The 13404-nt window shown below is 72.4% G+C and carries 11 protein-coding genes and 1 riboswitch; of the genes, 7 read left to right on the plus strand and 4 right to left on the minus strand.

Going from position 1 to position 13404, the window contains the following annotated elements; all coding sequences use genetic code 11:
- From R2N01_RS09335 to lysS, 3 genes are all read left to right on the plus strand, one after another.
- Window positions 1-906: phosphotransferase (locus R2N01_RS09335; protein WP_316670539.1), on the plus strand; the 906-nt coding region annotated here is incomplete at its 5' end.
- Between the two features lie 35 nt (window positions 907-941).
- Entirely contained in the window at window positions 942-2300 is a 1359-nt protein-coding gene (locus tag R2N01_RS09340) for a UDP-glucose/GDP-mannose dehydrogenase family protein (RefSeq protein WP_316670540.1), read from the plus strand.
- Window positions 2301-2372: 72 nt separating this feature from the next.
- Window positions 2373-3839: a lysine--tRNA ligase gene (gene lysS / locus R2N01_RS09345; protein WP_316670551.1), complete on the plus strand. Its 1467-nt coding sequence runs from the start codon at window positions 2373-2375 to the stop codon at window positions 3837-3839.
- 77 nt (window positions 3840-3916) lie between these two features.
- On the opposite strand, the gene nhaA is transcribed toward lysS, so the two are convergent.
- Complete coding sequence (gene nhaA, locus R2N01_RS09350) at window positions 3917-5797, minus strand: Na+/H+ antiporter NhaA (protein ID WP_316670541.1); 1881 nt, start codon at window positions 5795-5797, stop codon at window positions 3917-3919.
- Between the two features lie 371 nt (window positions 5798-6168).
- Here nhaA and R2N01_RS09355 point away from each other — a divergent pair, with 371 nt between their 5' ends.
- Entirely contained in the window at window positions 6169-7509 is a 1341-nt protein-coding gene (locus R2N01_RS09355; protein WP_316670542.1) for a dicarboxylate/amino acid:cation symporter, read from the plus strand.
- A gap of 106 nt (window positions 7510-7615) precedes the next feature.
- Here R2N01_RS09355 and R2N01_RS09360 read toward each other — a convergent pair whose 3' ends face one another.
- Genes R2N01_RS09360 through R2N01_RS09370 form a run of 3 tightly spaced genes read right to left on the minus strand, consistent with a single transcriptional unit; the run spans window position 7616 to window position 10523 of the window.
- On the minus strand, window positions 7616-8692 hold the full coding sequence (locus R2N01_RS09360; protein ID WP_316670544.1) for an ABC transporter substrate-binding protein: 1077 nt from the start codon (window positions 8690-8692) through the stop codon (window positions 7616-7618).
- Window positions 8689-9507: an ABC transporter ATP-binding protein gene (locus tag R2N01_RS09365; protein ID WP_316670545.1), complete on the minus strand. Its 819-nt coding sequence runs from the start codon at window positions 9505-9507 to the stop codon at window positions 8689-8691. The genes R2N01_RS09360 and R2N01_RS09365 overlap by 4 nt, the downstream gene beginning before the upstream one ends.
- Complete coding sequence (locus R2N01_RS09370) at window positions 9504-10523, minus strand: iron ABC transporter permease (protein WP_316670553.1); 1020 nt, start codon at window positions 10521-10523, stop codon at window positions 9504-9506. The genes R2N01_RS09365 and R2N01_RS09370 overlap by 4 nt, the downstream gene beginning before the upstream one ends.
- A gap of 149 nt (window positions 10524-10672) precedes the next feature.
- A riboswitch (cobalamin riboswitch) is annotated at window positions 10673-10859 on the minus strand.
- Between the two features lie 132 nt (window positions 10860-10991).
- Between R2N01_RS09370 and R2N01_RS09375 the strand changes: the two genes are divergently transcribed.
- From R2N01_RS09375 to R2N01_RS09385, 3 genes are all read left to right on the plus strand, one after another.
- Entirely contained in the window at window positions 10992-12083 is a 1092-nt protein-coding gene (locus R2N01_RS09375) for a thiamine pyrophosphate-dependent enzyme (protein ID WP_316670546.1), read from the plus strand.
- The gene (locus R2N01_RS09380; RefSeq protein WP_316670548.1) at window positions 12080-13054 is read left to right on the plus strand and encodes an alpha-ketoacid dehydrogenase subunit beta; all 975 of its coding nucleotides are present in this window, start codon (window positions 12080-12082) and stop codon (window positions 13052-13054) included. The genes R2N01_RS09375 and R2N01_RS09380 overlap by 4 nt, the downstream gene beginning before the upstream one ends.
- 18 nt (window positions 13055-13072) lie before the next feature.
- Window positions 13073-13404: biotin/lipoyl-containing protein (locus tag R2N01_RS09385; protein WP_316670550.1), on the plus strand; the 332-nt coding region annotated here is incomplete at its 3' end.

Below are 13404 nucleotides of genomic sequence, written 5' to 3' on the forward strand. Positions count from 1 at the left end.
CGCGACCCGGCGGGTCTCCTGCGGGCCGGCCGGGTCGACGACTCCGGCCGCTGCGAGCTGGCCGACTACGCCACCGACTTCCGCCTGCCCGGGCTGTCCGCTCCGCGGGACGGGGCACTGGTCGTGCACCGCCTCCACCGCCGCGCCGTCGTCCTGCGCGCGGACCGGGCGGTCAAGCTGCTGCGGCCGGGGCGGGCCGGCCGGCTCGCCGCCGTCTCGCGGCGGATCCGCGTCCTGTGCACCGGCACCGGCCTGAGGACGGCCCGGGTGCTGGAGGCGACCGCCTCCCGGGTCGACTTCTCCCTCCTGCCCGGTCGCACGCTGCACGACCTGGGCGACGACGGCCTGGAGGGATGGGCCCTCCTGGCCCGGGTCTGGCCGCGGCTCGCCCGCCACCCGGATCGCGCGCCGGCCGGACACACGGGGGCCGACGAGGCGGCGGTGCTCGCGCACTGGTTCGCTGCGGCGCGCGAGCACCGGGCACTGGCCCCCCTGGAGGCCCTGCAGCGCCGGGTGGAGGAGGTGTCGGGCGAGCTCGTGGCCGGAGCCGACCCGCCGGCGCTCCTGCACCGGGACCTGCACGACGGGCAGCTCCTGTGGGACGGTGCGGGCCTCGGCGTCCTCGACCTGGACACCGTCGCCCGCGGGGAGGCCGCCCTGGACGCGGGGAACCTGCTGGCCCATGCCGAACTGCGCCGTCTGACGGGCGGGCTGGGGCCCGCGGCGTACCGCCGGGTCGTCGACCACCTGGAGGAGCTGGCCTCCCGGCTGGGGGCCAGCCGGGCCCGCCTCGACTGCTACCGGAGGGCGGCCCGCCTGCGCCTGGCCTTCGTCCACGCCTTCCGCCCCTCCTCGGCCCCCTGGCTGGCGGAGTGGGCCGACGCCTGCCTGGCAGAACCACCGTGAACTCAGCGACGAGCACGACAGGGAGGAAGACCACCATGCGGATCTCTGTTCTGGGATGCGGCTACCTGGGAGCCGTCCACGCCGTCAGCATGGCGGCGCTGGGCCACGACGTACTGGGGGTGGACGTCGACGCCGAGAGGGTGAGCGCCCTCGCCGCCGGGCGCCCCCCCTTCTTCGAGCCGGGGCTGGAGGAGGCCCTTCGGGGGCTCCTGGACAGCGGCCGGCTGCGCTTCGCCGCCGCGTCGGCGGCCGGGGGGCTGGGCGCCGCCGAACTGCACTTCATCACCGTGGGAACTCCGCAGTCCGGCGAGGACGGCTCGGCCGATCTGCGCTATGTGGAGTCCGCCGTCGACGGGATCCTCGCCGCCCTGCCGACCGGGGAGCGGACCGTGGTGGTGGGCAAGTCGACGGTCCCGGTGGGGACCGCGGGGCGCCTGGCCGGACGCCTGGAGCCGCACGGGGCGACCCTGGTGTGGAACCCGGAGTTCCTGCGCGAGGGCTACGCCGTCGAGGACACCCTGCACCCGGACCGGATCGTCTACGGGCTGTCTGACGATCCCGGCCACGCCCGGCGGGGCCGCGAGGCCCTGGACGCCGCCTACGGCCCCCTCCTCGCCGAGGGCGCCCCGCGGATCATCACGAACTACCCGACGGCGGAGCTGGTCAAGGTGGCCGCGAACTCCTTCCTCGCCACGAAGATCAGCTTCATCAACGCCATGTCGGAGCTGTGCGAGGCCACCGGGGGCGACGTCGTGGTCCTGTCCGAGGCGCTCGGCCACGACGCGCGCATCGGCAGCAGCTTCCTGCGCTCCGGCATCGGCTTCGGCGGCGGCTGCCTGCCCAAGGACATCCGCGCCTTCGTGGCCCGGGCCGAGGAGCTGGGCGTCGAGGACGCAGTCTCCTTCCTGAGGCACGTCGACGCCATCAACCAGCGCCGGCGCGACCGCGTCATGGCCCTGGCGCGGCAGTGCCTGGGCGGTGGGGTCGAGGGGGCGCGCGTCGCCGTCCTCGGCGCCGCCTTCAAACCCGGCAGCGACGACGTGCGCGAGTCCCCGGCCCTCGAGATCGCGCTGCGCCTGCACCGGCAGGGGGCGCACGTGCGGATATGCGACCCGCGGGCCCTGGAGGCCGTCGGGCGGCTCCACCCCGAGCTGGACACCCGACCAGACCCCCTGGCGGCCCTCGAGGGCGCCGAACTGGTCCTGCTGCTGACCGAATGGGACGAGTTCGTCGGGCTCGACCCCCGCCTCGCGGGCTCGCGCGTGGCGCGCCGGCTCGTCATCGACGGGCGCAACGCCCTGGACGCCCCGCGCTGGCGGGAGGCCGGCTGGGTCTGCCTGGGCCTGGGCCGGCCCCACCCCGTCCTTCACGGGCCGTGGAACGCCCCACGCTAGGCTGTCCGGGTGAGCTCCCAGCAGCCGAACGGCTCCACCGACGAGGCCCCCGCGCGGGACCTGCCCGAGCAGATGCGCATCCGCGCCGAGAAGCGCCGGCGCTGCCTCGACGACGGCGGGCAGCCCTACCCGGCCGATCTGCGCAGAACCCACAGCCTCGCGCAGGTGCGCGCCGGCTGGCCCGGCCTGGAGCCCGGCCAGGAGACCCGGGACGAGGTGGCCGTCGGCGGCCGGGTCGTCCTCATCCGCAACTCCGGCAAGCTGTGCTTCGCCACCGTGCAGGACGGCTTCACGCCGGACGGCGACGCCGAGCGCCTGCAGATCATGCTCTCACGGGCCGAGGTCGGCGCCGACGCCCTGGCCGCCTGGAAGTCCGACGTCGACCTGGGCGACTTCGTCTGGGTGCGCGGCCGCGTCGTCGCCTCCAAGCGCGGCGAGCTGTCGGTCATGGCCGCCGAGTGGAGGCTCGCCTCGAAGGCCCTGCGCCCACTGCCGACCCTCCACAGGGAGCTGGCGGAGGAGTCGCGGGTGCGCCAGCGCCACAACGATCTGATCGTCAGCGCCCAGGCGCGCACCATGGTGCGCACCCGCTCGCGCATCACCCGTACCATTCGCGCCTCGCTCGAGGCCCAGGGCTACCTGGAGGTCGAGGGCCCGGTGCTGCAGACCCTGCACGGCGGCGCCGCGGCCCGCCCGTTCACCACGCACCTGAACGCCTTCGACATCGACATGTACCTGCGCATCGCCCTCGAGCTGCACCTCAAGCGCGTCATGGTGGGCGGGGCCGACCGCGTCTACGAGATCGGCCGCGTCTTCCGCAACGAGGGCGTCGACTCCTCGCACAGCCCCGAGTTCACGATGCTCGAGGCCTACCAGAGCTGGGGCGACCAGTTCACGATCGCCGACACCCTCAGGTCGGTCGTCATGGACGTCGCCGACGCCCTCGGCACCCACCGGATCGAGACCGGGCGCGGCGTCGTCGACCTCGACGGCGAATGGGCCTGGCTGCCCGTCCACGAGGGCCTGTCGGCCAGGCTCGGCCAGGAGATCGACCCGGCCACCCCGCTGGACGAGCTGCGGCGCATCGCCGAGGCCACCGGCGTGGGCTTCGACGCGGGCTGGGGCGCCCAGAAGATGGTCGTCGAGCTGTTCGCCGAGCTGGTCGAGAAGGACCTGCTGGCGCCGACCTTCGTCTGCGACTACCCCGAGATCGCCCAGCCGCTGGCCCGCCGCCACCGCTCCAAGCCCGGCTGCATCGAGGCCTGGGACCTCGTCATCGCCGGCATGGAGCGCGGCACCGGGTTCAGCGAGCTCATCGACCCGGTCGTCCAGCGCGAGATCCTCACCGCCCAGTCGCTCGCCGCGGCCGCCGGCGACCCCGAGGCCATGCAGCTCGACGAGGACTTCCTGGCCGCCCTCGAGCAGGGCTGCCCGCCCATGGGCGGGCTCGGCCTGGGCGTCGACCGGCTCATCATGCTGTTCACCGGCGCCGGCATCCGCGAGACCATCCTGTTCCCGCTGCTGCGCCCGCAGGGCTGAATCCCCCGCCCTGCGGGGCACGGGCGACGAGGCCACTGGCGGGACCGGACGGGACGCGCCGGGTTCCGGCCGACCGGTCAGCCGTCGGCCCGTCCGGCGGTCTCGTCGAGCCGAGCGAGCTCCTCGGAGAGGGTCCAGCGATTGAGCAGCATCTCGAAGCGGCGGCCGTCGATGTAGACGATCGGGCCGGCGTCGTCGGTCAGCCCTTCGACGTCCATCGAATCGGCGAGCACCTTCCTCTTGTCCGCGCCGCTGTCGATCCGCTCCCACATGGCGCGGGCGTCGATGCCGCAGTCACGGGCGGCGCGGGTGATGGAGCGCGCGGTGACCCTGCCGCGCAGCTCGGCGAGGGCGTCGTGGAAGGCCCACAGGCTCGGCTCGTGGTCCGCGGCGGCCGCCTCGAGCGCGAGCGCGGCCAGCAGGCTCTCGGGCCCGGATATCTTGTGGCGCATGACCAGGAGCACCCGACCGGAGTCGCGCATCTCGGCAATGCCGCGCAAGGCCTCCATGAGTCGCCACCGGCCCTCGTAGCTCATGTCGGCGTAGTTGACCAGCACGTGAGGGGCGTTCGGATCGCCCGCGACGAGTTCGTTGTCGGGGTCGACCGGACGACGCAGCGTCTGCCCCGCGGGGTCCGGCAGCGGCGACAGCCTGCCGGCGATCCGGAAGACGAGCGTGGCGAGCAATAACGCCGCCAGGGAGGCCACCAGGACGCCAAGGCGCGCCTGGTTCCGCATGGTCTCGTCGTCGAGCGCGATGTTGGCCACGAGCAGCGACACGGTGAATCCCATGCCGGACAGGGCGCCGAGCCCGAGGATCCGGGGCCGGTCCAGCCCGGGCAGGCGTGAGGCGGGCACCAGCCGCAGCACGAGCCCTGCGCCGAGGACGACGCCGACGAGCTTGCCGACCACGAGGCCGCCGACGACGGCCCACAGGATTCGGGAGGAGAAGGCGGCGGCGACGGTGCCGCGGTCGAGCGCGACGCCGGCGTTGGCCAGGGCGAAGAGCGGAACCACCAGGTAGTTGACGTATGGGGGCAGCATGAAGGCCAGGCGCTGGTTGAGCGGCATGGAGTAGTTCAGCGTCTCCCGCAGCAGCATGGAGGTCCCCGGTGCGGGCGTCTGCTGGTACAGGGCGGCGACCTCGCCGGCGGCGTCCACGTCCTGGCTGCGCACGTCGTACACCGGCATGAGCAGGGCGATGAGGACGCCCGCGAGGGTGGCGTGCACGCCCGAGCGGTAGACCGCGTACCAGATGATGACGGCGAGCAGGAGGTAGGGAGGCATCCGCCAGACTCCTCGTCTCGCCATGACCCACACCGCGAACAGGCCCCCCGCGGCGATGGCCAGGGCCATGAGGTTCAGCGACCCGGAGTAGAAGACGGCTATCACCGTCAGCGCCCCGATGTCGTCGATGACGGCGAATGCCAGCAGGAACAGCCGAAGCCGGGGCGCCCGCTTGGGGCCTATGAGCGCCAGCATGCCCAAGGCGAATGCGGTGTCGGTGGAGATCACCGAGCCCCACGCGTGGGCGCCACCGCCATCGCCCGCGATGAGCAGGTAGACGATGGCGGGAACGCCGAGTCCGCCCACGGCCGCGGAGACGGGCAGGAGCGCGCGCCCGGGCAGGCGCAGCTCGCCCAGGGCGAGGTCGCGGCGCACGTCGAGTCCCACCATGAAGAAGAAGGCCGCCATGAGTCCCTCGTCCACCCATTCGTGCAGGGTGAGCTCGACGGCGAAGGGGCCGGCCGCGACTGATGCCGGGGTCTGCCAGAACCGGTGATAGCTGTCCCCGATGTTGGCCCACACCAGGGCGGCGAGGGTGGCCAGGGCGAGGGCGACCGCGGCGAAGGTCTCGTTGGTCTGGAGCTCCCGCAGTCTCCGCCTGCGGCGCAGGTAGGTGTCGACGATGTCGCGGATCCGTCCGGGCCGTGAGACCCGGGTGCCAGAAACGCTCATTCACTCTCCTTCGGTCTCCGTCTCGGGGCTACCCGGCATGGTCTGGTGCCCGTCCGGAGCGATCGGCTGCCAGGAATCGGGTGCGTCCGCGCACGGCGGCGGATCGCGGGTCGGGCCGACCGGGACGGGAACGCGATCAATCCTATGGACCGCTGCCAATCCTGACTCGGCCCCGACCGGCGGGCCTTCACGGGCGGCCGCATCCGGCGCCGGGGCGCCCGGGCGGGTTCTCGCGCGCGGCGCCTGCTCCCGCCGGGGCGCGCGGTGATCGCCGCGGTCATGCCCCACCGCCTGTTCGCCGCACGCCCCCGCGTATGAGACCCTGTCCTGCGAAGAGCAGTCGTCCCGCCACCACCGCCGAAAGGTCCCTGATGTCCAAGCTCCGCAGAGCCCTGTCCAAGGGCGGCATCCTCGTGTGGGTGCTCGCAGCCATCGTCCTCGCCCTCGTCCTGGGCTCGGTGCGCATCGGCGGCCACCATCTGCTGCCCGCCGGCATCGGCCGCGTCTTCGCGACCTTCTCCAGCCTGTTCAGCCAGTTCCTCACCTTCTCGATCCCGCTCATCATCATCGGCCTGGTCACCCCGGCCATAGCCGACCTGGGGCGCGGCGCCGGCCGGTGGCTCGGCATCACGGCGGCCCTGGCCTACACCTCGACGCTCTTCTCCGGCTTCCTCACCTACCTCGTGTGCGCGACCGCCTTCCCGAGGATCCTGTCCGGATCGGGTCTCGCCGACGTCGAGAAGCCGGGATCGGCCCTCGAGAGCTACTTCACCGTCGAGATGCCCCCGGTCGTCGAGGTCATGACCGCCCTGCTCCTCTCCTTCGTCATCGGCATCGGTCTCGCCATGGTCCCGCGCGGGGTCCTGCGCAAGGGCTTCATCGAGTTCCGCGCCATCATCACCAAGCTCATCGAGCGCATCATCATCCCGCTGCTGCCGCTGCACATCTTCGGCATATTCCTCAACCTCACCTACACCGGCGAGGCCTGGGAGATCATGCGCACGCTCGTCCGGGTGGTGATCGTCGTCCTCCTCCTCGAGGTCGTCATCCTCGGCGTCCAGTACTGCGCGGCCGGCGCCGTCGGGCGCCGGAACCCGGTGACCGCGCTCGTCACGATGCTGCCGGCCTATCTCACCGCCCTGGGCACCTCCTCCTCGGCCGCGACCATCCCCGTCACCCTGCGCCAGACCAGGCGCAACGGCGTGTCCGGCACCGTCGCCTCCTTCACCGTGCCGCTGTGCGCGACGATCCACCTGGCCGGCTCCACCTCGAAGATCTTCGCCTTCGCCTTCGCGATCGCCCTGACCCAGGGCGTCGACGTCTCGGCGGCCCAGTGGGTCGGCTTCGTCTTCATGCTCGGCATCACGATGGTCGCCGCCCCCGGAGTGCCGGGCGGCGCCATCATGGCTGCGACCGGTCTGCTGTCCTCGATGCTGGGCTTCGACGACGCCCAGGTGGCCCTCATGATCGCCACCTACATCGCCCTCGACTCCTTCGGCACCGCCACCAACGTCACCGGCGACGGCGCGATCGCGATCATCGTCGACCGCCTGGCGGGCGGCAGGATCGGCGACGAGGGCGATCCGGAGAACGCCCGCGAGCTGTCCTTCGACGGCATGGCCTATCTCGACAGGGTCTCCGTCGAGGGCGTCGTCAGCCCCGGGGAGCTGGTGGCCCCCACCGCCGCGGACGGTCCGGGAGCCGCCGACTGAGGCGTGGGCCCCTGCCGGGCCCCTCCCGTTCCCCATGCGGCTGTGGCGCTCAGCCCCGTGCACAGCCCGCGGGCGGGCCCTGCAGCTGCGTGGGGAGGGGCGGGGACTACCTCATCCACTCGTTGCCGGGCAGGTCCTCCAGCTTCGACAGGTCGAGGTGCGTCTGGACGTCCGAGGCGGGCTGCAGGCCGTAGTGCTCCAGCGACTTGCGGATGTACTCGGCGCCGTCGATGTTCAGCGGGCCCGAGGTCCACATGGCGTAGGGCAGGTTGACGAAGCGGCCCTCCTTGACGGCGGTCAGGTCCTTCGTCGCGTCGTTCGACTTCAGCGCGGTCACCTTCTCGTCGTAGGACTGGCCGGGGTAGTCGACGAAGTAGACGATGTCGGGGTCGGCGGCGGCCAGGCGCTCCCAGCTGACCGAGGTCCAGGTGTCCTGCACGTCCGACAGGGCGTTGGCGACGCCGGCCGACTCCATCATGGCCTGCGGGGCCCCGAAGGAGCCGGACGAGAAGATCGTGTCCGAGCCGGAGTCGAACAGGAAGGCGGTGGGCCTGTCGGTGGCCTGCATGGCCCCCTCGAGGGCCTTGCGCCGGGTGTTGATGTCCTCGACGACCTGCCCGGCGGCGGAGTCGTCGCCCGTCATCGCGCCCACATTGGTGATGTCGGTGGTCAGCGCGTCCCAGGGGTCCATGGTGCCGCGGTTGCCGTCGGGCTGGCGGCAGGTCTCCGACAGCAGATAGGTCCCGATGCCCTGCTGGGCGAGGCCGTCGGGGGTCAGGTTCCTCTCCTCGCTGAAGCCGTAGCCCCAGCCGGCGAAGACGACCTGCGGCTGGGCGGCGACGATGTTCTCCATCGTCGGGTACTTGTCGGCCACCTGGTTGAGGCCGTCGACCGTCTCGGCGCCGTACTTGAGGGCCAGCACGTCGCGGTCGCGCTGCATGCTGGAGACGGCGACGATGTCGTCCGCGGCACCCGCGGCCAGGGCGATCGAGATGATGTTCCCGTCGTTGACGAACAGCCTGGTCGTCGGGCTCGGGTACTCCTTCGTCTCGCCGCAGTTGGTGAGCTGGATGCTTCCCGCCGCCGACGAGCCGGACGAGCCGGACGACGTGCTCGAGGCGCAGCCGGTGGCGACGAGCGCGAGGGCGAGCAGCCCTGCGGGCGCGGTACGGGGGATCTTCATCGATTGTCCTTTCCCCTGCTGATGAGCAGATGGGGTTGATGAGTTCGCGGATGGGGGATCTGCAGGGCCTCGACGGCGAACGCCTCGCCCATGAGCCCGGTGCCGAGCACCGCTGCGGGTTCGCCGAAGGCCCGCATGAGCCCGCCGTGGAGGACGGCCACCAGGTCGAAGTGGCGCAGCACGGTGTCGATGTCGTGGATGGCGGCGATGACCGTTGCGGGCTGGGCCGCGAGCAGGTCGAGCAGGCGCAGCTGCCAGGCGATGTCGAGGTGGTTCGTGGGCTCGTCGAGCACGAGGACGGGGCAGCGCTGGGCCAGGCCGCGGGCGATCATGGCGCGGCGCCGCTCGCCGCCGGACAGATTCGTGCAGGGCGTCTCCAGACGGTCGCCCAGACCGAGCGCGCCCAGCGATTCGCGGACTATGCGCATCTCGCCGCGCCCGTTCATCGACCACGGACTGCGGTACGGGATGCGGCCGAGGGCGACCATCTCGCCCAGGCGCAGATCGTCCGGCGGGGTCTCCTCCTGGGAGACGAACGAGATGAGACGGGCCCGCTCCCGCGGTTTCATGGCGTGCACCGGGTTGCCGTCGAGCAGGACGCGGCCGGCGGCCGGTTCGGTGATGCCGGCGATGGCGCGCAGCAGCGTCGACTTGCCGGCGCCGTTGGTGCCGACCAGCGCCAGCTTCGTGCCGCCCGGAATGGTGAGGCCGACGTCGCGGACGACCACATGGTGCTGGACCTGGGCTGCGACGGCCTCCAGGCGGATCTCGGGGGCCCGGCCGGTGCCGTGACCGCGGCTGGCGCCCCTGCTCATGCGTCACGGCTCCCGAACGCGTACCGGCGCCGGCCCATGAGGAGCAGGAAGACCGGCGCGCCGATCACGCCGGTGACGACGCCGATCGGGATCTCCTGCGGCCGGACGACGACGCGCGAGACGACGTCGACCCACAGCAGGAACAGCGAACCGGTCAGCGCCGCGATCGGCAGCATGCGCCGGTGCAGCGAGCCGACCAGCATGCGGGAGGCGTGCGGCACGATGAGGCCGACGAATCCGATGCCGCCGCTGACCGCCACCAGGCAGCCGATGAGCGCGCCCAGCCCGACGAACAGGCCGGTGCGCATCGCCCGGACCCGCACGCCGAGGGCCGCAGCCGTCTCGGGGCCGGCCGCCAGGGCGTCCAGCCAGCCGCTGACGGCCAGCATGGCGCCGCCGATGCCCACGACCGCGAGCAGCGGCAGCAGGAGCTTGGCCCAGCTGGCGCCGGCCACCGAGCCGAGCATCCAGAACATGACCGATGCCGCCGCGTGATTGTCGTCCGAGAGGAAGACCATGAACGAGGCGACCGCCGAGAAGGCCGACGACAGGACGACGCCCGACAGCACCATGCGCAGCGGCGTCAGGCCGCCCTGGGCCTGCGAGACGCCGAACACCGCCAGCGCCGCGCCCAGCGCGCCGAGCAGGGCGCCTGCCGACAGCGAGTAGACGCCGAACCGCGCCAGCACGCCGAAGACGAGCACTGCGGTGGCGCCGACCGAGGCGCCCGAGGAGATGCCCAGCAGATAGGGCTCGGCCAGCGGATTGCGCACGAGCGTCTGCATGCCGGCGCCGCCGATCGACAGGCCCGCTCCGACGAGCACTGCCAGCAGGGCGCGCGGCATGCGCAGCTGCCAGACGATCGTTGCGAACGGGGAACCGGCCGGGTCACCGGCCAGACGGCCGCGCACGACGTCCCAGACCTCGGCGAGTGGGATGCGTTCGGAGCCGAAGGCCAGCGACAGCACGATGCTCACCGCGATGGCGAGAACCAGCCCGATGACGACCGGGGTCAGGTTGATGCGTGCGCCGCGCCCGGCCCGGGTCGTGGCCCGGTGCGTGTTCTTGCTGGTCGTGGCAGGGGGTGTCCGGTGAGGGTCGGAGGACTGAGCGGGGGTCAACGGGGCGTCGGCTTTCATCTGGGGCGTCTGTGAGCGCGAAACGCCTGACGGACAGGTGAGCCGACAGGTCTTCGGACTCGGATCGTCCGAGGCCGGCCCCTTCCCGGGTCTCCCCAGTGGGTTCTTTGTGCCGGCCCCGTCACCTTCACCGCTGCGCGCCAGTCCCGGATTTTCACCGGAGTTCCCTGGCGCCCATTGCTCATGGGCGCGATCGACTCGCACGCAGCATAGTCCTGTGCGTCTTGGGCGTCGAGCTGGGTGATCGTCTCACTCGTGGTCGGGTCGGCGGGGGGATGGTTGATCCCGGAGTCTACGATCCGGTAGGTTACCAGAGAGTAAGTTTTGTTGTGGGGAAGGACTTCGATGGGTGCCGAGGATCCGACGCGGCCGGTGCAGTTGCTCACGCCGGAGGGTGTCCGTGTCGAGGACGCCCGGTTCGGCTGGCGGGGCGGCGACACCGAGCTGGTGACGATGCTGCGTCGCATGATGTTCGGGCGCCGCCTCGACATCGAGGGCGCCGCGCTGCAGCGCCACGGCGAGCTCGGGCTGTGGCCGCCGCTGCTCGGCCAGGAGGGCTACCAGGCGGGGATCGCCGCCGCGCTGGGCCCTCAGGACATGGTGTTCGCCACCTACCGGGAGCAGTCCCTGGCGCTGGCCATGGGGGTGAGCCCGGCCGACATGCTCGCGCTCTGGCGCGGCTCGGGGCTGTCGCGCTGGGACAGCGGGGCGACGCGCATGGCGCCCTACTCGATCATCATCGGTTCGCACCCGCTGCACGCGGTGGGCTATGCGATGGGCGCCGCCCTGGACCCGGACGGCCGGCCGCACGCGGCCCTCACCATCTACGGGGACGGCGCCTCCAGCCAGGGCGACGTCAACGAGGCCCTCGTCTTCGCCGCGGCCCAGGGCGCCCCGGTCGTGTTCTGCTGCGTCAACAACCAGTGGGCCATCAGCGAGCCGGTCACCCGTCAGACGCCCATCCCGCTCTACCAGCGGGCCCACGGCTTCGGCATCCCGGGGATCCGCGTCGACGGCAACGACCCGCTCGCCACCGCCGCGGTGATGGACTGGGCCCTAGCCCGGGCCCGCACCGCCTCGCCCGTGCTGGTCGAGGCGCTCACCTACCGCATGGGCGCGCACACCACCAGCGATGATCCGAGCAGGTACCGCAGCGACGAGGCCACGCGGGAGTGGGCCGGACGGGACCCGATCGAACGGCTGCAGGCCCATCTGCTCGGCAGGGGACTGATCGACCAGGCCTGGCTCGAGGCCCTGGACGCCGAGCTCGACGACTTCGGCTCGGACGTGCGCCGGACCTGCCGCGAGCTCGAGGACACCCCGATCGAGAAGGTCTTCGACGATCTGCTCGCCGAACCCGGCGACTACCTGGCCGCCGAGCGCGCCGACTGCCTCGACTGGCTGTCCACCGTCCCGGCGGAGGAGGTCGGGGCATGAGCCGGCTCACCATCGCGAAGGCTCTCAACAGGGGCCTGCACGCCGCCATGGCCGACGATCCCAGGGTGCTCGTCCTGGGGGAGGACGTCGGCACCCTCGGCGGGGTCTTCCGCATCACCGAGGGGCTCCTCGACGAGTTCGGCGCCGAACGGGTGATCGACACCCCCCTCGCGGAGTCGGGCATCGTCGGCACCGCCATCGGCCTGGCCCTGCACGGGCTGCGGCCCGTCGCCGAGATCCAGTTCGACGGCTTCGTCTTCCCCGCGTTCGACCAGATCGTCAACCAGCTCGCTCGCTACCGCTCGCGCACCCACGGGCGGCAGTCCCTGCCGGTGGTCGTGCGCATCCCCTTCGGCGGTGGCATCGGTGCGGCCGAGCACCACTCGGAGTCGCCCGAGTCCTACTTCGTGCACACGCCCGGCCTGCACGTGCTCACCTGCGCCTCGCCGCAGGACGCCCACTGGCTGTTGCGCCAGGCGATCGCCTGCCCGGACCCGGTGATCCTCTTCGAGCCGAAGGCCCGCTACTACGCCAAGGGCGAGGTCGACGAGTCCGCGCCCGACCTGCCGATGGCCTCGGCCAGGGTCGTCCGGCCCGGTCGCGACGCCACGCTGCTCACTTACGGGCCGATGGTCCGCACCTGTCTGGACGCCGCTCAGTCGGCCGCCCGCGAGGGCCGCGACCTGGAGGTCCTCGACCTGCGCGCCCTGGCCCCGCTCGACATGGCCGCCATACGGGCCAGCGCCGGACGCACCCGCCGGGTGATCGTCGTCCACGAGGCCCGCCGCACGCTCGGCCCCGGTGCGGAGATCGCCGCCCGCCTGGACGAGGAGATGTGGGGGGCCCTGGACGCCCCGGTGCTGCGCGTGGCCTCCTGGGACACCCACTACCCGCCGGCCCGGGTCGAGCGCGACTACCTGCCCGACGCCGAGCGCGTCCTGGACGCCGTCGACAAGTCCTTCGCCTACTGATCGCACCGAGGAGTCACTGTGCCCACATATTCCATGCCCGACGCGGGGGAGGGCCTCACCGAGGCCGAAGTCGTCGAATGGCACGTCGAGGTCGGCGACGAGGTCGACGTCAACGACGCGCTGCTGTCCATCGAGACGGCCAAGTCCGTCGTCGAACTGCCCTCGCCGTTCGCGGGGACGGTCGCGAGGATCCTCGTCGCCGAGGGCGCCACCGTCGACGTGGGGACGCCCATCGTCGTCATCGACGACGGCTCCGAGCCCGCCGGGGGCGGGGATGCCGCGCCGGCCCCCGAGGGCGCGCGGAGCGGGGACGCGGGGCTCGGCGAGCCCCCCGCCGCGTCCACGGCACC

Source organism: uncultured Propionibacterium sp. (assembly GCF_963539965.1).
In the GTDB taxonomy this organism is placed as follows: domain Bacteria; phylum Actinomycetota; class Actinomycetes; order Propionibacteriales; family Propionibacteriaceae; genus Propionibacterium.

What these genes read in the sequence shown, in the direction of transcription:
- R2N01_RS09340 (WP_316670540.1), top strand. Translation starts at nt 942, where the DNA reads ATGCGGATCTCTGTTCTGGGATGCGGCTACCTGGGAGCCGTCCACGCC.
- R2N01_RS09365 (WP_316670545.1), bottom strand. Translation starts at nt 9,507, where the DNA reads ATGAGCAGGGGCGCCAGCCGCGGTCACGGCACCGGCCGGGCCCCCGAG.
- R2N01_RS09355 (WP_316670542.1), top strand. Translation starts at nt 6,169, where the DNA reads ATGTCCAAGCTCCGCAGAGCCCTGTCCAAGGGCGGCATCCTCGTGTGG.
- R2N01_RS09375 (WP_316670546.1), top strand. Translation starts at nt 10,992, where the DNA reads ATGGGTGCCGAGGATCCGACGCGGCCGGTGCAGTTGCTCACGCCGGAG.
- nhaA (WP_316670541.1), bottom strand. Translation starts at nt 5,797, where the DNA reads ATGAGCGTTTCTGGCACCCGGGTCTCACGGCCCGGACGGATCCGCGAC.
- lysS (WP_316670551.1), top strand. Translation starts at nt 2,373, where the DNA reads ATGCGCATCCGCGCCGAGAAGCGCCGGCGCTGCCTCGACGACGGCGGG.
- R2N01_RS09360 (WP_316670544.1), bottom strand. Translation starts at nt 8,692, where the DNA reads ATGAAGATCCCCCGTACCGCGCCCGCAGGGCTGCTCGCCCTCGCGCTC.
- R2N01_RS09380 (WP_316670548.1), top strand. Translation starts at nt 12,080, where the DNA reads ATGAGCCGGCTCACCATCGCGAAGGCTCTCAACAGGGGCCTGCACGCC.